The organism is Flavobacterium hibernum, assembly GCF_000832125.1.
Taxonomy (GTDB): Bacteria; Bacteroidota; Bacteroidia; order Flavobacteriales; family Flavobacteriaceae; genus Flavobacterium; species Flavobacterium hibernum.
The window spans coordinates 240,498-263,095 of the sequence record NZ_JPRK01000002.1 but is presented as its reverse complement, the minus strand read 5'-3'; the positions used below and the strand labels follow the sequence as shown (position 1 = coordinate 263,095).

Annotated in this window: 19 protein-coding genes; 13 read left to right on the top strand and 6 right to left on the bottom strand. The window is 41.0% G+C overall.

Translation table 11 applies throughout. From position 1 onward, the window contains the following. Positions 1-64: 64 nt before the first annotated feature. From IW18_RS01145 to IW18_RS22560, 4 genes are all read right to left on the bottom strand, one after another. Positions 65-4,381 (bottom strand): CusA/CzcA family heavy metal efflux RND transporter, encoded by a 4,317-nt coding sequence (locus tag IW18_RS01145; RefSeq protein ID WP_041515725.1) that lies wholly within the window; start codon positions 4,379-4,381, stop codon positions 65-67. Positions 4,382-4,554: 173 nt separating this feature from the next. Further along, positions 4,555-4,878 (bottom strand): DUF6660 family protein, encoded by a 324-nt coding sequence (locus tag IW18_RS23440; RefSeq protein ID WP_368656264.1) that lies wholly within the window; start codon positions 4,876-4,878, stop codon positions 4,555-4,557. 275 nt (positions 4,879-5,153) lie between these two features. Further along, complete coding sequence (locus IW18_RS01140) at positions 5,154-5,612, bottom strand: GNAT family N-acetyltransferase (RefSeq protein WP_041515724.1); 459 nt, start codon at positions 5,610-5,612, stop codon at positions 5,154-5,156. Positions 5,613-5,695: 83 nt separating this feature from the next. Beyond that, positions 5,696-7,117, bottom strand: a complete 1,422-nt coding sequence (locus tag IW18_RS22560) for a DUF6602 domain-containing protein (RefSeq protein ID WP_052480037.1) — start codon at positions 7,115-7,117, stop codon at positions 5,696-5,698. Positions 7,118-7,385: 268 nt separating this feature from the next. Here IW18_RS22560 and IW18_RS01130 point away from each other — a divergent pair, with 268 nt between their 5' ends. The 5 genes from IW18_RS01130 (at position 7,386) to istB (ending at position 12,114) form a co-directional block, all read left to right on the top strand. Then, positions 7,386-7,775 (top strand): hypothetical protein, encoded by a 390-nt coding sequence (locus IW18_RS01130; RefSeq protein ID WP_041515723.1) that lies wholly within the window; start codon positions 7,386-7,388, stop codon positions 7,773-7,775. 237 nt (positions 7,776-8,012) lie between these two features. Beyond that, positions 8,013-8,348: a hypothetical protein gene (locus IW18_RS01125; RefSeq protein WP_041515722.1), complete on the top strand. Its 336-nt coding sequence runs from the start codon at positions 8,013-8,015 to the stop codon at positions 8,346-8,348. Between the two features lie 370 nt (positions 8,349-8,718). After that, a complete protein-coding gene (locus IW18_RS01120) occupies positions 8,719-9,654 on the top strand; it encodes a M14 family metallopeptidase (protein ID WP_041515721.1) in 936 nt (311 codons plus the stop codon). A 156-nt stretch (positions 9,655-9,810) separates the two neighbouring features. Next, positions 9,811-11,364 carry an IS21 family transposase gene (gene istA, locus IW18_RS01115; RefSeq protein WP_041515720.1) on the top strand — a complete coding sequence of 518 codons (1,554 nt, stop codon included), beginning with the start codon at positions 9,811-9,813 and terminating at the stop codon, positions 11,362-11,364. A gap of 12 nt (positions 11,365-11,376) precedes the next feature. Beyond that, positions 11,377-12,114, top strand: a complete 738-nt coding sequence (gene istB, locus IW18_RS01110; RefSeq protein WP_041515719.1) for an IS21-like element helper ATPase IstB — start codon at positions 11,377-11,379, stop codon at positions 12,112-12,114. A 253-nt stretch (positions 12,115-12,367) separates the two neighbouring features. On the opposite strand, the gene IW18_RS01105 is transcribed toward istB, so the two are convergent. Together IW18_RS01105 and IW18_RS01100 are read right to left on the bottom strand one after the other, a co-directional pair. Then, complete coding sequence (locus IW18_RS01105; protein ID WP_041515718.1) at positions 12,368-14,740, bottom strand: S8 family peptidase; 2,373 nt, start codon at positions 14,738-14,740, stop codon at positions 12,368-12,370. A gap of 7 nt (positions 14,741-14,747) precedes the next feature. Then, positions 14,748-15,839, bottom strand: a complete 1,092-nt coding sequence (locus IW18_RS01100) for an AAA family ATPase (protein WP_008463771.1) — start codon at positions 15,837-15,839, stop codon at positions 14,748-14,750. Between the two features lie 601 nt (positions 15,840-16,440). Between IW18_RS01100 and IW18_RS01095 the strand changes: the two genes are divergently transcribed. From IW18_RS01095 to IW18_RS01060, 8 genes are all read left to right on the top strand, one after another. Next, positions 16,441-16,833, top strand: coding sequence for a single-stranded DNA-binding protein (locus tag IW18_RS01095; protein ID WP_041515717.1), 393 nt, complete (start codon positions 16,441-16,443; stop codon positions 16,831-16,833). A 44-nt stretch (positions 16,834-16,877) separates the two neighbouring features. Next, positions 16,878-17,240: a DUF7222 domain-containing protein gene (locus IW18_RS01090; RefSeq protein WP_008463769.1), complete on the top strand. Its 363-nt coding sequence runs from the start codon at positions 16,878-16,880 to the stop codon at positions 17,238-17,240. A gap of 23 nt (positions 17,241-17,263) precedes the next feature. Beyond that, a complete protein-coding gene (locus IW18_RS01085; RefSeq protein ID WP_041515716.1) occupies positions 17,264-17,647 on the top strand; it encodes a PcfK-like family protein in 384 nt (127 codons plus the stop codon). Further along, positions 17,644-18,951: a PcfJ domain-containing protein gene (locus IW18_RS01080; RefSeq protein WP_008463765.1), complete on the top strand. Its 1,308-nt coding sequence runs from the start codon at positions 17,644-17,646 to the stop codon at positions 18,949-18,951. The genes IW18_RS01085 and IW18_RS01080 overlap by 4 nt, the downstream gene beginning before the upstream one ends. Before the next feature lie 274 nt (positions 18,952-19,225). After that, positions 19,226-19,597 (top strand): hypothetical protein, encoded by a 372-nt coding sequence (locus IW18_RS23095; RefSeq protein ID WP_035690951.1) that lies wholly within the window; start codon positions 19,226-19,228, stop codon positions 19,595-19,597. Between the two features lie 149 nt (positions 19,598-19,746). Then, positions 19,747-20,598, top strand: coding sequence for a DUF3347 domain-containing protein (locus IW18_RS01070; protein WP_041515903.1), 852 nt, complete (start codon positions 19,747-19,749; stop codon positions 20,596-20,598). Between the two features lie 14 nt (positions 20,599-20,612). Continuing rightward, positions 20,613-21,683 carry a hypothetical protein gene (locus IW18_RS01065; protein WP_041515714.1) on the top strand — a complete coding sequence of 357 codons (1,071 nt, stop codon included), beginning with the start codon at positions 20,613-20,615 and terminating at the stop codon, positions 21,681-21,683. A 131-nt stretch (positions 21,684-21,814) separates the two neighbouring features. After that, on the top strand, positions 21,815-22,507 hold the full coding sequence (locus tag IW18_RS01060; RefSeq protein ID WP_008463762.1) for a DUF3347 domain-containing protein: 693 nt from the start codon (positions 21,815-21,817) through the stop codon (positions 22,505-22,507). The last annotated feature ends 91 nt before the right edge of the window (positions 22,508-22,598 follow it).

Below are 22,598 nucleotides of genomic sequence, written 5' to 3'. Positions count from 1 at the left end.
TATGCTCTATATTTAAAATTATCCTGTGGGAAGAATGTACCTGTCCCACAGGCTGTTATATTATTTATTTATTGTTGAAATAGTCAAACTGCACTGCAGAAAGGTTATACTGGTTCAATACATCAAGATAATTCTGGCGGATTCCCACTGCCTGGGTCAGAAACTGACCAAGCTCGGCAAAACTGATCTCCCCCGAGCGGTAGCTCAGTGTCGAAGCTTTGATGATGTCCTCTGCCTGCTTAAGCCCTGAAGTCTCATAGAAATTAAGCAACGACAGGTTTTTTTCAATCTCTGCGGCAGAAGAATTCTTCTGCGTAGCCAGAAGCTGGGTCTGGTAGGCAAGATTCTTTTCCTGCACTTCCTTTTCCGCCTTTGCCGCCTTTACCTTGTTATGGGCAGATACGGCTCCGAAAAGCGGAAATGATGCAGTGGCCGAAAATCCCGTATATGGATCATCCAGCCCATAAAGCCTCTGGCTGAAGACTCTTCCCGACAGCTCAGGCATGTTGCTGTTTCTGATTACCGAAATATTTGACGAGGCAATCTTCACATTCTGCTCCTGAAGGGTAAGCAGAGGATGCAGTCCCCCGCCCTCAGACAAGCTGACTTCCGCTTTGCCCAGCGGAGCTTCCACCGGAAGCAGCCATTCGTTCAGGTTCATGAGCATCATCAGCTGCTGCTGCTGCACGCTCATGTCTTTCCTGTTCTGGTCCGAAAAGGCCTTTAGTTCCAGAAGTTTGGCCTCGGCCGCAATCTTGTCCAGCTGCGCCACATCACCGGCCTTAAGACGCACCTCGGCAGTTTTGGAAAGCTGCGTATAGATGCTGTCCAGACGCTTGTACAGCAGCTGTTTGTCCTGAAGGTACCAGAGCTTGTAATAGGCAGTGCGCACATCCCTTTTGATCGTTGCGTTCAAAAGCGCTGTATTAAGCTGGCTGTACTGCAGCTGGTTCTTGAAATAGCTTTTTCTGGCTGCATATAGGCCCGGCCACGCAAAACTCTGTGAGATTCCGATTTTCAGAATCCCTGTCCTGTCCGACGGCCTCAAATCCTCATTCTCAGCGAAAACGCCTGTTTTAGGGATATCAACGGCCGTTTTTACATTCAGCCCGGCAGCCTGGATTTCAGATTTATTGATGTCCAGCTGCTGGTTGCTCTGCAGTGCGGTTTCGACAGCCCTCTCAATCGGGATTCTCTGCTGCGCATTTGCAGAGCCGAGACCCGCGATAAACAATATAATAATGGCAGTTGTGTTTCTCAATTTAAATTTTCCTTTAAAGTCAAACTTTGTATTAAAAATGATATAAAGAAGGGGAAGGACAAAAAGCGTTAGGAACGTGGCAGTTACCAGACCTCCGATTACAACGGTGGCAAGCGGCTTCTGCACCTCTGCTCCGGCGCTGCTGCTGATAGCCATCGGCAGGAATCCCAGCGATGCCACCATAGCGGTCATAAGCACGGGACGAAGCCTTGTGATGGTGCCCTCTTTTACCCTTTCAAAAATGTTGCTCATACCCTCTTTTTCAAGCTGGTTGAATGTTCCGATAAGCACGATTCCATTCAGAACCGCCACCCCGAACAATGCAATAAACCCGATTCCGGCACTGATGCTGAACGGCATCCCTCTGAGCATTAGGGCAAAAATCCCCCCAATTGCACTCATAGGTATTGCAGTAAAGATCAGCATAGCCTGCTTAAATGAACGGAATGTGAAATAAAGCAGCCCAAAAATCAATAGAAGCGACACCGGCACCGCAATCATAAGCCTTGCGCTGGCCGCCTGAAGGTTCTCGAACTGTCCTCCATAGGTAAAGTAATACCCCGGAGGCAGCTGCACTTTTTCAGAAAGCTTTTTCTGGATGTCCTGCACTACGCTCTGCACATCTCGGCCCTTGACATTGAATCCGATCACAATCCTTCTCTTGCCGGCTTCCCTGCTGATCTGTGCAGGCCCAAGTTTATAGTCGATTTTAGCAACCTGCGACAAAGGCACCTGGACTCCCGTGTTGGTTGGAATCATAAGGTTGCTGACATCGTCTATGCTGCTTCTGTGCACGCTGTCAAGACGCACAACAAGGTCGAAACGTCTTTCGTTTTCATAAACCTGTCCGGTGCTTTTTCCTGCAAATGCGGTGCTGACAACGTCATTTACATCTTCGATGGTAAGCCCGTAATTGGCAATTCTGGTCCTGTCATATTCTATATTGATCTGCGGAAGGCCGCTCACCCTTTCAATCTGCGGCGAGGTTGCTCCCGGGACGCTCTGGATAACCTGTCCGACCTCCTTGGCATACTGTGAAAGCGTATCGAGATTCTCCCCGAATATCTTTACGGCAACATCCTGCCTGATACCGGTCATAAGCTCGTTGAAACGCATCTGGATCGGCTGGTTCTTCTCAAAGAAAACCCCGGGAATCACTTCAAGCTTTTCCATTATCGCATCTGCTAGTTCGGCATAATTCCTGCCCGATTTCCATTCTTTCTGAGGTTTTAGCACAACCATCAGATCGGTAGCCTCAGGTGGCATCGGGTCTGTGGGAACCTCTGCAGCACCGGTTTTTCCGACCACCATTTTGACTTCGTCAAACTGCTTGATGATCCTAGAAGCCTGCATTGAGGTCTCGATGCTCTGGTTCAGCGAACTTCCCTGCGGCAGGATGCAGTGGAATGCATAATCCCCTTCCTGCAGCTGCGGGATGAACTCTCCTCCCATTCTTGTAAAGCAGAATATAGCGGCAAGGAATACAACGCCAGTTGCTCCAACAATAACATATTTAATTTCAATTACTTTGGCAAGCAGCGGCTGGTAGATATTCTGGATTCTGTTCATCATCTTATCGCTGAAGGTCTCCTTGTGCTGCGGCTTTTTAGACAAGAACAGCGCGCACATCATCGGGATGTAGGTCAGAGACAATATCAGGGCTCCAAAGATTGCGAATCCTACGGTCTGTGCCATCGGACGGAACATTTTCCCCTCAACGCCCACAAGGGTAAGAATCGGGATATATACAATTAAAATGATAATTTCTCCAAAGGCCGCGCTTGTACGTATTTTGGATGCCGACTCGAAAACTTCGTCGTCCATCTCCTCCTGCGTCAGGCTGTTCAGCGACTTGCGCATGGCCAGATGATGCAGCGTAGCTTCCACAACGATGACCGCACCGTCGACAATCAGACCAAAATCAATTGCTCCAAGCGACATCAGATTGGCGCTCACCCCGAATACATTCATAAGCCCGAGAGCAAAAAGCATGGCCAGAGGGATGGCAGATGCCACGATAAGCCCGGCACGGAAATTTCCAAGGAATAAAACCAGTACAAAAATTACGATCAGGGCTCCCTCAACAAGGTTCTTCTCAACGGTGCTGATCGCACGGCCCACAAGATCCGTACGGTCAAGATACGGCTCGATTACAATATCGGCAGGAAGCGATTTCTGGATCGTAGGCAGTTTCTCTTTGATGCGTTTCACCACCTCATTGCTGTTTTCTCCCTTCAGCATCATCACAACGCCCCCAACGGCATCAACCTCCCCATTATAGGTCAGGGCACCGTAGCGCACAGCTTTTCCGAATCTCACTTCGGCAACATCGCTCACATAGATCGGAGCGGCTCCTGTATTTTTAACCACGATCTTTTTGACGTCGTCCAACGAAGTCACAAGACCTATGCCTCTGATAAAGTAGGCATTTGGTTTTTTATCGATATATGCTCCTCCGGTATTCTGGTTGTTTTTCTGAAGTGCCGTAAAGATGTCCGGGATGCTTACCCCCATGGCGCGGAGCCTTTCCGGGTTAACGGCAACCTCGTACTGCTTCAGCTCGCCGCCGAAACTGTTTACCTCTGCAATGCCGGGTGTTCCGTAGAGCTGTCTTGCCACAATCCAGTCCTGCATCGTGCGCAGGTCTTTGGCATTATACTTATTCTTGCTTCCTTTTTTAGGATGGATTATATACTGGTACACCTCGCCCAGACCCGTGCTCACGGGAGCCATTTCCGGAGTTCCTATCCCCTGGGGGATTCTGTCGGTTGCCTCCTTTAATCTTTCGCTGATAAGCTGTCTGGCAAAGTAGATATCCGTTTCATCATCGAACACAACGGTAATTACCGAAAGCCCGAATCTTGATATGCTTCTGATTTCCTGGATTTTTGGAACAGTGGCAATGCTCTGCTCAATTGGAAATGTCACCAGCTGCTCAACCTCCTGGCCTGCAAGCGTAGGACAGCTTGTGAAAATCTGAACCTGATTGTTTGTGATGTCAGGAACGGCATCTATGGGCAGTTTGGTTGCGCTCCATGAGCCCCATAATATGAGGACCAAAGTCATTAGGCCAATAATGATTTTGTTTTTAATACTGAATTTAATTATACTATCTAACACTATGCATTTAATTTTAACGTTTAGAAAATAGACTGTTCACCCATAGCTGTATGGGGAAAGTATGAAGTGCGCACGGGCATTCCGAATGGTTACGGAAAAGCACTGTCAATCCCTGCAGGACATTAGATGCCTGCCGGAAATCACTTTACGCGGTATGCGCACTACGAAAAAATCTAAACGGAAAATTTAGGCGGCTGCCAGATGCTGCCGGTATAGCTTGAATTTACCTGGCATTCTTTTAGGAAAGTATTCCTTGAACTGATAGGCTGCTGGGGAAGATTAAAGTCCGGCATCTTAAAGCTGAACTTTATTACCGAAACACTGCAGCACGAACACTGGCAGAATGGCGAGCAGTGGTCGTCATTATCACTGCTGTGATTATGCGACAGCTCCTTCTGCGCAGTTTTAGAGGAAATACAGCTATTGTATACATCACTGCATGGAACTGCAAGCAGCCCTAGAATGTAAAGTAATAATATTGTTGTTTTCCATCTCATGGGACAAATGTATAAAATAGTTTATGCAATCCGATTGCAAAGTGACCCGCTACACTGTAAAATACTCATTGTAAGCAAACTAAAAACTTACCCGCTGCCGTATATATAGATTGCAAGGCAAGGATTAATTCCTTCATAATTTTATGTTACGCAAAGTAACAACCCAATATTGTAGACATTCTGAATTTTCGACAGATTAGGTAAAAAAAAATTGCTTTTCTTCTTTTCTTCCGCTTAATGAAGACATAATTGCCTTCATGCCGGCAATGCAATATTTATATATGAAGCTTCATTCCCTCATGTGTCGGCATAAAGCCCAGGCTCTCGTAAAACTTCAAAGCCTCTGGCCTTTTCTTGTCTGTGGTCAGCTGGACCACATGTGCCCCTTTCTGCTTTGAACGCTTTATGGCCCACTCGAACATAAGCTTTCCGAATCCCTTTCCTCGGTCTTCCCTCCTTATCCTGACCGCCTCTATCTGCGCCCTTACTCCGCCCTGATAGGTAAGATACTGGATATAGCTCAGCTGCATGGTTCCGACCAGATCTCCAGCCTTATTAGTGACGGCGACCAGCTCCTGCGAGGAATCAGCGCATATATTTTCAAACGCGCTTAAGTAAGCTTCAGGTAGGGGGATCTGGTAGTCCTCCCTGTTCTGGCCAAGGGCATCATCCGCCAGTAGCCTGATGATTTCGGGCAGATCGTGCGCTTCTGCTCTTCTAAACTTTAAACTCATACTGCTTAATTGATTTAAAATAAACTTCTTAGGAGATTAAACTGCCTTTTAAGTGCAGTAGTTCCCACAATACGCCTGCAAAGCTAGTAAGCAATGTTATTATATTTTTCAATCAAATACTCCCTGTCAACGGCTCCTTCCATCCATTTCCTGACATCTCTGATGCGCTCTTTAACGTTTTTGATTTGGATCTCCATTATTTCACTGTCATCGAGATCCAGATGAGCGGTGCTCCTGTCTTCTGTAAAAAAAGTCTTGTACGGCAGCCAATTCTCCTCCGTCAGCCTTCCGTATGGAGATGACTCCGCGGTCTCGCGAAGTTCGCTAAAGTATAATCCGTTGATTTTTTTTGCCGAATTCTCAACTTCAAGAAAGGCAAAAAGCCTTTGGAGGAAAAAAGATTCCCCAACGCTGAATCCTTTTGTATCTTCAACTGTATATAATACTGGAGAAGAACACTGCTCTGCATCGATCCCGCTGTAATCAATATACGCGCAAACTGCATTGGGAACGCACACCACATCCAGATGATGATGGATAGCAGCGATTTCATTTTTTTTGTAGAAATTGCCTATAGTTACAGCCGCCGATTTATTTGTCAAATCAGTGTTAAATGCAAATATGCCTTTAAAGAAAGGTACGGAGCTCATACCTGAGTCGAATATTTTATCTATTCCCTCCAGCGAATCTGCCAGTGTACCGGAATCAAGGGTCGTCTTAATTTCGATTACGGCAATCACGGCCTCCTTTTTGACCACGACCAGATCATCCTCTCTAAAAACCGGAATATAATTATGCTGGTCGTAAATTATGATATCGATCTGCTTGCTGCTGCCCTCGATGAATCCTGTAGCCACATGAAACTTTTTTGGCACATATTTTCGAAGTACGGAAATAAAAAGCTGCTCTCTATAATTTCCAACAGTCTGTCCGTGGCTTATTACATAATTGATCCTGTCGCTCTGGCTCTTTATTTCATTTGAGATGGAGGAAAGATATCTTTTCTTGTTTTCTAGTTCGATCCTGTCGGGACTCAAAGCAATATACTCATCCCTCTTCAATTTGACATATCTTAATGAATTGAGTGCGATATGCGATTTAATTATTCCCTCTGCATCCGACACGGAAACCCCTAGTTCTTTAACCAATACATTGATGCAGTCAGCGGTCTTTAATCGGTACTGGTCAGAGAAATGCAGCGTATTGATAAATATATGCCAATTTTTTCTGATCTTCTTCTGCAGATCAAGATATGGACCCGAATCGAATGAACGGCGCCTGTCAACAATTAAAAACGGATCGACCTGCTGCTCAAACTCCTCTATTGTATATCTGACCGTTCCTTTTGCCATGGCGTCCGGAGCTATTGAGTGCCACAAAAATTTTACTGCATTTTCCTCTATTTCCGAAATCTGCCCAAGCATGGCAGTGTTATAATGGTCGTTCTTATTTACAATAAGATGTTTCCCTTCCAATAAAAACTTTAAATAATCTTTTGTCGGCAATGTGATGTTTTTTAGGTTAATATTTAAAACTGGACATTACAGTTTTTCTTCAAGTTTATACACTAGTGAATGCTGCAGTGCAAGGCGAATTTACCATTTTTTTTCTTAGCATTTCTCGCCCCAGGCCAGATACTGCCGCTAATTATCGGCTCAGACCGTAAAGCGCACCTGAGCCTCTTGCATTTGGAGATCACTCAAATTTCGGCACGTTATTTGTTTTTTTTTTTATAAAACATTAATTTACCGCTGATTAACTAATCTGAAAATTATGAAAACAACTTTATTTTCTCTTCTGTTCTTCGCAATGGCTATAAGCGCATCCGCCCAGAACCAGCCTTCTTCCGGCACAAATGCATTTCCCTGCATCGATGCTGCATACAGGCTTTACAGCACAAACAATATGTGGACCTATATCAAACTCAACACCCGAAACGGACAGATGTGGCAGGTCCAGTGGGACACTGGAAAAAACAGGTTCGAGTCTCCCCTTTCGCTCAAGGCGCTCGCCGCACCCGATCAGGAAAAAAACAGCAGATTTGTCCTCAGCCCCACCACCAATATATACAATTTAATTCTGCTGGACCAGCTTGACGGCCGTGTCTGGCAGGTGCAGTGGTCAAGCAAACCCGAAGAGCGCGCCATTTTAGCCATAGAATAGAAAAAGGACGAAAAAGCATTTTCCTTTATCGGTCCGCAGCATTATTTTTGCACTCTGCTGCGGACACTGCATTTAAATATTGGATAGGCATTACTGCACAAATGGACGAAGTTAAATCTTTGCTATATTTGTTTTTATGCCGGCTGATTTTCTTTAAAATGCGTTATATTTGGCCGGAACAAACAATTAAATCAGCATTTCCCCTTACGCATGAAGCATTTTAAAGGCATATTGATAATGGCGCTCCTTGCCATGCGAATGCTTTACGGCGTTGAAATCCACAGCGTCTCTTCCGTGCTTGCCGATTGCGCCGAGATGCAGAATATTTCAGGCAGGAAAACCCACCAGTGCGCCGTAGATGCGCCCCATAGCAAAAAGAAAATCCGCATAAGCGCTTCTTCCCAGGACAAAAAAGAAAAGCATAAAACCCCTGCGCTATTAAAATCGCTATCAGAAAAATTTACTGATGAAGCGCTATCGCTCCCTCACAGCAAAAGCACCGCCTATTTTAAGCTGAACACTGCATTTGCAGACGCTTCAAAAAACTCCCTCTACAGACTCCATTTCTTTTAGACTCAAAATTCAGTTTCAAATTTACCGATTCGCTGGCTTAACTATCGATAGTACGCTCATCACATCGTAAAAGAAGGCCGTTTTTTATGTTCTCTGCTGCCACCTGCGATTGCCAGCCTGTAAAACAGCGACCTATCCAGCTGCAAGACCATATATAAAAAGTGCCGGCTTACGAGAAAAGCCCATTATTTAGCATTCGGCTTCAAGAGTCTGAAATGCCCTGTAAAACTATGGCAGCCCGCACTCCCGCTGCGCTTTCCAATACAGCTGAAAACCTGTTTAAACCAATTAAAACCAGACCCGCCGACGGTCTGCAAATCAGTATGGCTATTCTGTATTCAGCCGGAATAATCATCGATTATTTAATGCAATGAAAAATTTAATTCTTTCTTTTATATCGCTTTTGGCAGTCCATAGCGCCCAGTCACAAAAAAACGCGCTTAAGAGATACCTCGAAAAACAGGATGCTTCCACAACCGATACGGTCATCTGTTTGAAATCCTCGGATTCGGTCTGGGCTGATCTTCCCGTGACCCTAATCAGGGGGCGTGAAAAAGGTCCAACCCTTACCCTAGCCACCGGAATCCGCGAAGGCGGATTTTCCGCCGCCGCTTCCCTGCTGCAGCTTCGCCGTGAGATAATGCCTGAAAAGCTCAAGGGAAACCTCATTATAATTCCCGACGCTGATGTGCAGCGCTACAGCGGCCGCAGCTCCCAATCCGACAACATCCGAATGTCCCATCTTTCCGATGCTTTTCCGGGCAGCGCCAAGAGAACCGCGGCAGAATTGATCGCCGATTTTATTTCGACTGATGTCTTTGATGCAACTGATGTATTTCTGGAGCTGAACGGCTGCTATTCCGGCAGTGATCCGATAGCTTTTATGTGCTACTACGACAATGCGGAATTCATGCAGCAGACAATGCTGGCGTACCGCCTGAGCGAAGCAAGCGGACTCGGCACCATCCTGAGCCATCCGTACCCGCTCTCATCAGGAGAGCCTTCAAAATGCGCCGTGAAGCAGGCGGTCAGGCTGGGAATTCCCTCATTGAGCATGACATTAGGCGGATATGAAAAACAGGGATCCTCCAGCCAGCCATCGGATGAAGAAGCGCTTTACAGGATTATGGCAAAATTGGAAATCTACAATAATGGCACAACAAAGCCTTCCCGCACAAAGAAATCCAGGTATAACAGAAAGGCCTGTATAAAGGTTCCATTTCAGGGCATATTCTGCAGCTCCATTAAGCCAGAGGATAAAATCAAAGAAAGCCAGAAGATAGGCTGGAAAAAACGGTCAAATTGACCACGCTTTTTCAATATAAAGTGACCACCGCTTTCGGATCAAACTGACCACCACTTTTCAATTTAAACTGACCACCTTGTCTCGGTTTAAATTGACCACCAAACACTACTTCTTTTCATGTTGTTAAACCATGGATCTGTATAAAAACTACAGACTATGGCAAATAACAAACTAGACATGAACAAAATTAGAAAAGTCATTAAGTTGCACTGCAACGGCAAAAGCAAGCTGTTTATAAGCCGATATTTATCTTTATCCAGAAATACTGTAAAAAAATATATCTCTTTATTTGAAGTTCTTGGATTAAGCCTGGAAACCGTAAACAAGAAAACTGACACCGAATTAGACGAACTGTTTTCTCAGGGTCCAACAGAAGTTATTTCCTCAAGAATCGAAGATCTGTATGCTTATTTTCCTCAGATGGAACGTGAATTAAAAAAGGTAGGCATCACCATACAGACTATGTGGGAAAGATATATTGAAACCCATCCTGACGGTCTTAGAGTAACACAGTTCAGGCATCGCTTCCGAGACTGGAGCAACAAGGTAAACCCTGTGATGCATATGAATCACAAGGCTGGCGATAAAATGTATGTTGACTATGCTGGAAAGACGCTTTCAATCATAGACAAAAGCACATCCGAGGTTCAGGAAGTACAGTTTTTTGTTGCCATACTCGGTGCCAGCCAGTATACTTACGCAGAAGCTTCAATGAGCCAGCAGAAGGAAGATTTTGTAGCTTCGGTAGAAAATGCAATGCGTTTTTTTCAAGGAACACCTGCCGCAATTGTGCCTGACAACTTAAAATCTGCCGTAGTCAGAACCAGCCGCTTCGAACCCACCATTAATGAAACTCTGGCTGATTTAGCTGAACATTATGAAACTACTATTCTGCCTGCAAGAGCATACAGACCCAGAGACAAATCTTTAGTTGAGGGTGCGGTTAAGATACTTTACAGAAGAATTTATGCAAATCTGAAAGACTCTAAATACTTCAGCATAGAAGAACTGAACCAGGAAATATGGAATCTGCTCGATGCACATAACAACAAGAAACTTACCGGAAGACCATACTCTCGTTTTGAACTCTTTATGGAAGATGAAAGACATGAACTGCAGCCTCTTCCTCTGGAACGCTTTGAGATTAAATACCAGTCTCTGGCAACAGTAATGCAGAATGGGCACGTCCAGTTAAGCCAGGATAAAAACTACTACAGCGTGCCCTATCAATATTTAAAGAAAAAAGTAAAGCTGCTCTACACAAGCTCTACTGTTGAAATATACTTCAAATACAACCGTATAGCCACTCATATCAGAAATCCCAAGCCCTATATCTATACCACAAATCCCGAACATATGGCAAGCACACATCAGTTTGTAGCACAGTGGAATGCCTTAAGGTTTATTGACTGGGCCAATAGTATTGATCCGGCAGTAGGAGAATATATCATGCAGATAATAGAAAGCAGGAACCACCCCGAACAGGCCTATAAAAGCTGTTTAGGCATATTGTCTTTTGATAAGAAAGTAGGTGCAGAAAGATTAGCAAATGCCTGCAAACGTGCTCTGGATTTTAAGATTTATAATTTTAAAACCATACAGAACATCTTAGAAAACAGTCTGGATAAGATACCCATGGAACACGAAAAGGAAGAAGATCAGGATCTTCCCGACCACGGCAATATCAGAGGAAAAAATTATTATAACTAAAATCAATTTACAATGAATGAATCTACTGTAGCAAAAATGAAACAGATGAAGCTTCATGGAATGCATAACGCCTTCATGACAGCTATCGAAAGCGGTAAAACCGATCATTATACCATTGACCAGTTTATGTCAATGATAATAGATGCCGAATGGGATGAACGCCACAACAGGCGTATTGAACGCAGTATTGCCAATGCACGCTTCCATTACAAATCAAATATTGAAAGCATCAATTTTGACCAGTCCCGGAACATTGACAGAAATCTTATACTCCGGCTTGCAGAATGCAGTTTTGTAGAAAAGAATGAAAATATACTAATCACAGGAAGCACAGGGGTTGGTAAAAGTTTTTTAGGAACAGCACTTGGTTATCAGGCCTGTATCGAAGGGTATAAAGTAAGTTATTTTAATACTGCAAAATTATTTGCAAAGCTGAAAATGGCCAAGGCAGATGGCACATACCTGAGAGAACTGATGAAAATACAAAGGCAGGATGTTATCATACTAGATGACTTTGGACTCCAGGCATTGGACAGCCAGAACAGAATCACACTTTTAGAGATCATCGAGGACAGGCACAACAATGGTTCTATTATTGTAACCTCGCAGATCCCCGTTCAGGGATGGTATGACATAATAGGCGAGAAAACCATAGCAGATGCAATCCTGGACAGATTAATACATCAAGCCCACAGGGTTGAGCTGCATGGGGAATCAATGAGAAAGAAAAAAAGCATAATCAAGGAATAATTATTTATTTATATTTGAAACAATAATTAACACACGAAAAAAAGTAGTTTTTTAGGTGCTCACTTTGCACCGAAATTAGATGGTCACTTTAAACCGAAACGAAGTGGTCACTTTAAATTGGAAAACAGTGGTCAATATCACTGAGTTTTACAATAAGCCTCTATATAGAAGTCGAACAAACTTATTCCCTAACCCAATCCGCACCGCCAAGTTCTGATTGGGTTTTTTTATGTTTATCAATTATCTCATTTTATTAATTTTTATTATCAACTCTCACTTCAACTTCTTGTCTAATTTTAACATTGCCATGGATAAAGCTAAAACTATTCAATAGCTGAGTAACTTCATTATAAATATTACCGCGCTTCTTTGTGTCTTTTATTGTTATTATGCAGCAAAATTCCTGACTAGGTGTAAAATTCTGAGCTTCTGCCTTCGCCTCGGTATAATGTCTGAACAAACCTTCGAGTTTTAAATACCAGTTTTTAGGGCCTTTTAAATAATGCTCTTTATTGGCAGGAGTGAAATCATCAAAATTAACGCACCACTTTTTGACCGGCTGAAATTTATTTCCGTAAGAAATAAGCATACGCTCTGTTGAAAATTTATCCGTTACAGATTTATGCGTTTTTCGTGAATAAAGATTAGGCGCCAAAAGATTTTGTCGATTATCTGCTCCAATTGGGTTTTTAATCGTTTTCTGGGTAATGTCCCTGGCTACTTTAGTATCATAACTGCCAAACATAACATCTATATTACTTTGGCAGTATTCTACTCCTTGTGAAACTTCGAGAATTGGAGAAGTTACCAGCGTAACTGTAACTTCTCCATAATAATATCCATCCTCATCAATCATACTCTGAGGAAATGGAAAATCCAAAATATCAATAAAGCTTCCCTTTTCTAAGTTATCCTGCAGAATTAATGTAATCTCATTTGGTTCATTATACAAGATATCATCAATATTGGTAGGCAGACCAAATCCGGCATGATTTAATTTTTCCGCAAGCTCCATCTTCATCTCATCTGGATATTTCGCAGAATGTATGATTAAGCCCTTAAGCAGCGTTGGGCTAAACACTTCGTTTAGCTTAAAATTTAAACCCGCAGCAATAGCTGTAATACGCGGTGTCGAAAAACTTGTACCGACATTATGAGCTACCCCTCCAGAGGTCGAAAATGACTTAACAGTATTGTAAATTGCAGTATTTCTAGAATTCAAACCTGCATTTCCTCCAATATGAGTAAGATCAGGCTTTATCGTATAGGAAGGCCCGGGACCTTTTCTGGAAAAAGGCGAAGGATTATGCTTTCCTACCTGATCCGTTGCATTCTGATCATGTGAAATCGATCCCACTACCAGCCCTCTAACCGTATCAGCTGAATTAGCGATTCTTGATTTTGGTGCTTTGAATTTAAAATTTTCACAATTTCCTGCCGATTTGCAAATCAGCACATCGTTGTGATCCTGAATTTCATCCAATGCTTTTCCAAAATCTGAAAACTCATATAAATCTGCTTCTGTAGCAGTACCAAGTGAGAGATTCCAAATTTTTATATGATTATTTCTGCTTACCGCATCCCTGATGTTTTCAATGAGCTCATCTTCAGAAATAGCCTGTTTGTTTTTATCTGCAATAACGATAGCCTCATAAATTTTGCACCCTTCAAGACCGGTATATTTATTACCCTGGAAATCATCTCCATACAACAGTACGCCTGCAACAAAAGTTCCATGCCCCTTATTAATAACATCATCAATAAAATAAGTGCTGCGGTCATTCTCCAACCATGGCTCGAAATGCGGAATGTTTGCCACACCCGAATCCAGTATCCCTACTATCGGATATTCTTTTCCAGCTTTTGGATATTTTATGGGAATTTCGTCTTCACCGATCATTTCATCAAAAGTAATGTCATAAGTAGGCATTTCTGTTATCATTTGTATTCCATCGAAATCCTGCAGCAAATCAAGAGCATCTTCAGTAATAGAAGCGATACTATATATGTTGAGGTCTGCAGAATAAACAGTTTGTTCTGCATCAATATCATTGTTTTGGCAGAAAGATTCAAAGTTCTGGATAAGAATTCTATTTAATTCACTGTCTCCATAATTAAACAGCTTAACTTTTATCTTAGATTCGGTATTTGGATTAACATTAATTAATGGATGATAAACTTCAATATTCTCAATAGCATCGATACCCATTATAATTGAATCTGAAATAAAATTCTGATCTGCTTTTGCAAAATTATCGATCATCTTCTTAACATCACGTGCATTGTCCACTTTAACCAGTAATTCACTTTCTGAATTGAAACCTATTAAATTAAGTTTTTTATCCACATTGAAGATCAAAGCTATTTCTTTACGAAATCTCTTGGCAAGTGCGTCTTCGTTGACTTTAAGTCTTAAAACAGTTGGAGTATAATTATCCGAACTTACTTTTCGTTTCAAAAGCTGGTCAACCTCAATCAATTTCTCTCTAAAAATTATAGATTTTCCAGCGATGTTGTCCTTATTTACCCATTTAGGCATAGGACCTCCTCCGGCACCTTCAGTTCCGGATTCATCTTTTTCTCTTTTCTGGAAAAACTTAATTGGTAAATTTCTTTCGGTTGCCATATCTTAATTATTTATTTAGATAATTTCTTACCTGTCTTAATGAAACATTCATTTTATCTGCAATTGCTGTTTGTGAAATACCATTATCATTTAAAAATTCAATCATTTTGTCATAAGAAAAAGATCCGTGATTATTAAATTCAAAAATTTCAAAAAGTAGCTCATCATAAGTTAGTACCTCTTTCTCATGAATAATAACCTGTGACTTTGAATTATTAACTATTGTTTTTATATCTGATGGGGATTTACCCTCCAATAATTTTATTAGTCTGTCGTATTTCTTTTTATCATCAAAAAAATCAGTTTTAAAATCGTTTACAAACTCTTTTAATAATTCACTGATTTCATTTTCCTTTGGCATTCCGACCTCTATTACATGATTAAATCTTCTCCAAATCGCTTTATCTAATAATTCAGGATGATTTGTTGCCGCAATAAGTATGTTACTTGATGAAAAACTATCAATATTCTGTAATAAACTATTTATTACCCTTTTTAACTCACCAAGTTCATGCTGGTCGTCTCGTGCTTTTGCAATTGCATCAAATTCATCTAAAAACAAAATACAGGGTTTATTATCAGCAAAATCAAATATTTTTCTGATATTTTTTCCGGTATTCCCAAGTAGAGAAGATACAATTGCATCAAATCTTGCAATAACTAAAGGCAGGCCTGTCTGCTGAGAAATATATCTCGCAAGAGTTGTCTTTCCGCCTCCAGGCATACCATACAACAACAAAGTATTAGAAGTTTCGATTCCGTGTCCAATTAACTTATTCTGATGCTTAACTGCACTTATAAAATCCAAAATTTTATTGTGCATCAATGGGGGCAGCACAATTGGACTGGCGTTTTTATTTGGAATCTCAATATCAACAATACTCATTCTGCTTTCATGATCTACAGGCACAGTCAATAACTCATCCATAGTCACAGCCACACTGGGCTCTTTTTTCTCGATTACTTTTAAAATCATTTTTGACATCTTTTCATCACCGTCTTTCATGACTTTATCAGCAAGAAGCTTAGCATAACTATAAACTTTGCTAGAGTCTTTCGACAATCCTCCTTCTATGATTCTTAATATTTCAGTGTACATTTTCTGTTTTTTTATTGTAGGTTATGGTACAAATTTAATAAATTTTGATATTCAAAACACAAAAAGTGTAATATTTTTTTAAAAAATCGTATTTTTTTTACGGTTAACCGTAATATTACCACACAAACAAACCTATAAAACCTCGCTAATATTGGACTTCAGCAGTATTCAGAGCATATCTAAAAAATTTACTTAAAGATTACAATCAATTCTCTTTCAAAATAACTCCCATATAGCTAGCTGACCATAACCCATCCTAATAACGAATCCAGCCAGTACCCTAAAGATGAGAATTCAAGTCCTGCCACATTTGTTGTAGTAAAACCAACTGCATAAAACTTTAAAAATCAGCAAATAGATAAGTATTCATTTTCATTCGAAACGGCATAAAAAGGCAGCCAAGATAGTGCCCGCCGTATGCTGCATGCGCATAATGGCGCCGCTTTCGCTTGCCACCCTTCGGGACTTATAGCACTCCGCATCCTCATAACCGGTCACTTGATTCTTGCTTTCTTTTTTCCCGTTTTTTCTTTTGAAAACAATTTTTGGGAGTGCAGGGAGAAAGAAATTTTAAATAACAGTAACGCTAAAATTTAAAATCATGGAAATCACAGGACGTATTACAAAAGATGCATTAGCCCGTAAAGTGGGAAATAAAAAACAGGTCGTTAACTTCTCCATTGCCATCAATGATAGCTACAAACCCAAAGGAAGCACCGAGTACAAACAGATTACAACTTTTATCGACTGCTCGTATTGGCTCAATGCCAAACTTGCCGAATGGCTTAAAAAAGGGGCGCTAGTTCAGCTCTTCGGGCGTGTGGGGCTGAGTACTTATATCGGTCACGACGGCTCGGCTATGGGGTCTTTAACCTTTCACATCAACAGCCTTAAGATTTTGGCTTTTGCCAAAAAAGAGGACACATCTGCGAGCGCAGTTTCTGCACCTAAAAAACAAAATTCCTCAGACGATCCCGATGACCTGCCTTTCTAAGGCAGATACTAGGATTGTATTTATAAACGCCAAAAAATCACATTATGAAAGCCTTAGACAAAAACGAGTATACGGACTACGATGTAAGCCATGTATTCAACGAAATCATTTTAAGCCATTTGGATAGCTATAACGGAAAGAAAAAACAGCAGTTGAAGTCTTTCCTCGAAGACTTACAGAAAGGGGGCTGTATCAGCGGTATGATAGGGGAATTTATCTACCACAACGACTGCAAAGCTTTTTACATCAAACACATTGAAGATTTGGAAGGCATCAAAGAGGACTTGGAAGAAGCATTCGGAGAGCCTGTAGCCAACCGCTATAAACTGCCCCACTATACTTTTTTATGCTGGCTCTGCTTTGAGGAGTACTGCTACGGCATTTACAGAGATGTCTTTGAACAATAGCTATTAATCAAACTTTTTCCATCATGAAACCATCTGAAGACTTTAAAACTGCTATAGAGAATTATCTCAATACAACTGCGCAGGGCGATTCAGCCTTTGCCCAAAGCCTTGCCAAAGAAACCAAAAACATCGAGAGCTGTTGCAGTTACATTTTTGGCGAGGTCAAAAAAACAGGATTGTGCGCCTTTGACAATCAGAAAATCTTTGATATGGCACTCAAATATTATAACGATGACAGTATTGGTGCGCCTGCACCAATCAACTGTAAAGTGGTGGTAAATCAGCCTGTAAAGGCTGATTTATTCAGCTCTACTCCTGAAATGACTCCGCAGGTCGCAAGACCTGAAACTGTAGTGTTGCATACAGCGAAACCCGTACAGCAAACCTTAACACTTTTTGACTTATGAAACCGCATACCGCCATAGAAAAACAGATAGTCGCATTAAGCGAATCCCTTGCGCCCATTACCCCCGAAATACACTCATGGGCAGAAAAGACCATTTTTCTGAAATGGGGCGTTTTATCACGTGGAAAATTTCACTGTCTGGACTGTGGAAACGCTTGGAAACCCGAATCCGAAAAACAGTCTGCGAAATTTACGGCTTGCTTAGCCTGTAAAGGAAAACTTAAAATGCACGGTTGCAATCAAGTGCATTTCAAGGAAATAGAATACAGCGCAGTAGTAACTTGTCTTTCGGATTTTCAAATAGTGCGCATCATTTGTTCGACCAAACAGATGAAGAAGAACTGTCTGCCCTCCTATTCCCATACCGAAGTGATGCAGCATTGGATAAACCCAAAAGGCGAAGTGCGCACCATGTCACGCAGTACAAATGTTTTTTCGCACGCATACGATGCATGGCAGTACTATTCGCCCCTTGAAATCCGCCCAAAGGATTTTCAGAACTCTCCCAAGTACCGAATCAACCCCTACAGGTTTTATCCACGCTTGAAAGTGCTTCCCGTATTGAAACGAAATGGCTTTAAGACAAGTTTTTATGAGGTAGCACCTCAGGTGTTGCTTTCATCATTATTAAAAGACCACTGTGCTGAAACTCTGCTGAAAACTAGGCAGATTTCATGGCTCCGCTATTACCTTGAATCTCCCCATCAGCATGTCCTGCGCAACTGGCAGGCCGTAAAAATATGTCTTAAAAAGAATTATACAGTTTCCGATTTTGGAATTTGGGAGGATTATATCGAACTTTTGCGTTGGTTTAAAAAAGACATAACCTCCGCCCTGCTCGTCTGTCCTGCTGATTTACACTTGGAGCATGACAGATTGGTGGAGAAAAAACAGCAGTTGCTGAGAAAAAAATATCTTGTGAAAATGCGTGCGGAAATAGAAAAAGCGCAAGGTCTGTATGCTGAGGAGAAAAAACAGTTTTTCGGGTTATGCTTTTCAGGGGCAGGAATTACTATTTCAGTATTGGAGAATGTTTCTGAATTTATGACCGAAGGCGACAGCCTGAGACACTGTGTTTTTACCAATGAGTATTTCAAAAAGATAGATTCCCTGCTCTTCTCTGCACGCATTGACAACAAACCAATCGAAACTATAGAGGTTTCTCTTTCTAAAATGGAAATAGCACAGTGCCGTGGTTTGAGGAATCACAATTCAAAACATCATAAAGCTATTTTCAGTTTGATGAAAAAAAACCTTTATCAGATTCGCTCCCGAATGAAAAAGAAGAAAGCAGAACAATGCTAAAAGCGGAAAAACCGAAGAACTTTCGGTTTTTCCGCTTTATAACATTTCAGACACTGAAATTTTCCTTGCTGATTTATAGCAATCTTCCTCTTAGATTGTTCAAATCAAAAAAAAATAATTACTGTTCAATAGCGTACTGCCTTCAATGCAGACTATTAAACAGGGGAAGAAAAATCCATTTCTAAATAAACTATGAAAAAATAACAATTTTAACATTTCATTTATAAACAGAGATATTTTTATAATTATCTTTGTTTACGATTTTACATGTCTTATGAAAAGATTCCACATCATAGTAATTATTACCTTAGGTTTCTTCTTGATGCCAATGGCTACTTTTGCTTGTGGAAAACTTTCTGGAAAGATTTCTTATACTAAAGAAGCTTCCAAAAATCATGACAATGATTGCTGCTCGAAAGATGGCAGTCATTCCAAAAAAAATAATGATGGCTGCTGCGGTCATAAATGTGGGCACAAGTCATGCGGTTGTGTCTCAATCTGTAACGGAGGAATTACTTTCTTTAACCAACTTGACTTTAAAAACATCACTATAAGTGTTTTTTCTAAAAAACAAAAATTCCACAGTTCAGAAACCTCCATTCTCTCTGGTTTCTATACTATCTGGCTTATCCCTAAAATAAGCTAAATACCTTTTTTGACAGCCATACGTGTGTCAAAAAAGGAAGCCTAACTGCTTCATTTTTTTATTTTTCGCTTTTTGTAGAATAATTCTCTATACAGTTCTTGTATGCAATTATTTCTCAAAAGCAATATTCACTTCAAATACATTTTAAAATGAAATCAATTCAAAAAGGATTGATGGCAATCACTCTATCGCTGTCAGTCATAGTGTTTGGCGCACCTATAAAAAATGCAAAAAACATAAATGCAAAAATTTATGGTAATTGTTTAATGTGCAAAACTGCTATTGAAAAAGCAGGAAACATCAAAAATATCGCTTCGGTAAACTGGAATGAAAACACCAAAATAGCGGCTATTACCTATGATGAGAAGAAAACAAATCAGGATGAAGTCCTGAAAAGAATTGCCTTAGCAGGATATGACAGCGACCAGTTCTTAGCTCCTGGTGACGCCTATGCAAAACTTCCACAATGCTGCCAATATGAAAGAACAAATATGGCGGCTCCAATAAAAAAATCCGAAATGGATATGGGTAAAATGGATCATTCACAGCATACAGCCGCAGTTCCTGCAGATGCACAAGAAAACAGTCCTTTTAAAGCAATTTTCGACAGCTACTTTGATGTAAAAGATGCTTTGGTGAAAACAGATGCTAAAACTGCCGCATTGAAATCTAAAGAGCTCCTTACTGCAATCAATGCTATTAAAATGGAGAACCTAAAGCCAAAAGAACATACTGCATGGATGAATGCAATGAAAAGTTTAGCTTCAGATGCCACAAATATTTCTGAAAACCAAGATGTAAAAAAGCAAAGGGAATCCTTTAAAAGCCTTTCCAAAAACACGTACGATCTTATAAAAACTGCTGATCAGCCGCAGCCGGTTTATTATAATCATTGTCCAATGGTTGATGCGAATTGGCTCAGCAAAGAAAGCGGCATCAAGAATCCGTATTACGGTTCACAGATGTTAAGCTGTGGATCAACTATAGAAACAATCAAATAATCCCAAATCAAAAAATGAAAAATATAATAACCGTTAGTTCAATGCTTGGAGTTTTAATTTTAGGGACCGTTTCGCTGTTTTCTTGCAGTAAAATGGATGATATGAATATGTCCGATCCAAAACTGAATATAAACTATCCTGCCGCTTATGTGGTCAATGGTCAGGACGGCACAATTTCAGTAATCAAATTGGAAACTAATGAAGTTACAGAAACCTTAAGCCTAATGGGCAGCGGCAACGATATGATCATGTGGCCGCACCACATTTCTTTACATTCCAATCATCTGGCTATCGGTGTACCCGGAATGGACTTCTCTGCAGGCCATACCGCAGGTATGGGAGGAATGACAGGTAAACTCCTTGTAATTGACCCAGCCAGTGGGGCAACAGTAAAAAATATCAGCCTGTCAATGATGAACCACAACACAATATACAGCCCAAATGGTTCAGAAATCTGGGTGCCGCAAATGGACATCAATGGAAAAGTTCTGGTTTATGACGCCTTAACATACGCATTGAAAAGCACCATTGCAGTTGGCATGATGCCCGCTGAGCTTACCTTTTCTTCTGATGGGACTAAGGCTTATATTGCTAATGGAGATGACAATACTGTGTCAGTTATAAATACCGCAACCAAGCAGGTTACAGCCACAGTTGCTGTGGGAAAAAACCCTGTGGGTGCCTGGACAGGAACTGACGCCAGAATGTATGTTGATAATGAAGACGGGCAATCTATCTCGGTAATCAATGTGGCAACCGATGCCGTAGGCCAAACCATTGATCTAGGATTTATGCCTGGAATAGCGTCTCACAATGGAAATAAGAAAGAACTTTGGGTAAGTGATCCTGTCAATGCAAAAGTCCATTATTGGACCTGGGACCAGACTAAGATGATGTGGGTTCATGGAGGTGTATTCACTACTGGTGCCGGTGCACATGCTATAACATTTACAGCAGATGGAAATACTGCCTATGTGACCAATCAGACCGCCAATACGGTCTCTGTTGTTAATGTATCAAACCATACGGTCTCTAAAACGATTAATGTCGGTAGAAAACCCAACGGATTGGTGCTGAAAATATAAATCTGATATAAAGGCATTTAAAAGGCAAAATAGAGATTGGATTTGCAATCAAAAAAAGAATAATTCTTATAACACTCAAACAAAGGAATGTTAGACAAAAAAACATTCATTAGAGATAAAAACTAAAAAAAATGAAAAAACTAATTTTCTCAACCCTTGTAATGGCAATTGTACTTACAGCTTGTAATTCAAAAAACAAAGAAACTGCAGCTCCTGAAGCGGCTTCCGGGACAGCTCAGAATGACTCGCAATTGTATGCCTGTTCCATGCATCCTGAAATTACAGGAAAAAAAGGAGACAAATGTTCCAAATGCGGAATGGAATTAACCGAGCCAGTAAAGGAAACGGCCGGAAAAAGTGCAGAAGTAGAAACAGCCCAGACTGCTCAAGGAACATTTTCTATAAACGAAATCGTGAGTAATTATCTGTCCCTAAAAAATGCATTAACCAAAGATGATACAAAAGGAGCTGCAGATGCAGGCAAGGCATTATATGCAGTTTTTAACAGTGTAAATCCCAATTCGATAGATGCGAAATTAAAAGCAGAATATCTTGATATTGCTGATGATGCCAAAGAACACGCAGAACATATTGGAGCTAACGGCGGAAATATTGAACACCAGAGAGAGCATTTTGCCGTGTTAAGTAAAGACATGAATGATTTGATAAAATCTTTCAAATCAGAACAAAAATTGTATCAGGACTTTTGTCCTATGTATGATGGCGGAAAAGGAGCTATTTGGATAAGCGAAACCAAGGAGATCAAAAACCCATATCAAGGAAAAAAAATGTTAACCTGTGGTTCTATGAAAAAAGAACTATAGTACAGCTAAGTACTAATAAATTTATCGGGCTGTTTACATAATGACCACTCAATTTTCTCGTGACTAATGATGTTCATAATTTATTGAAATG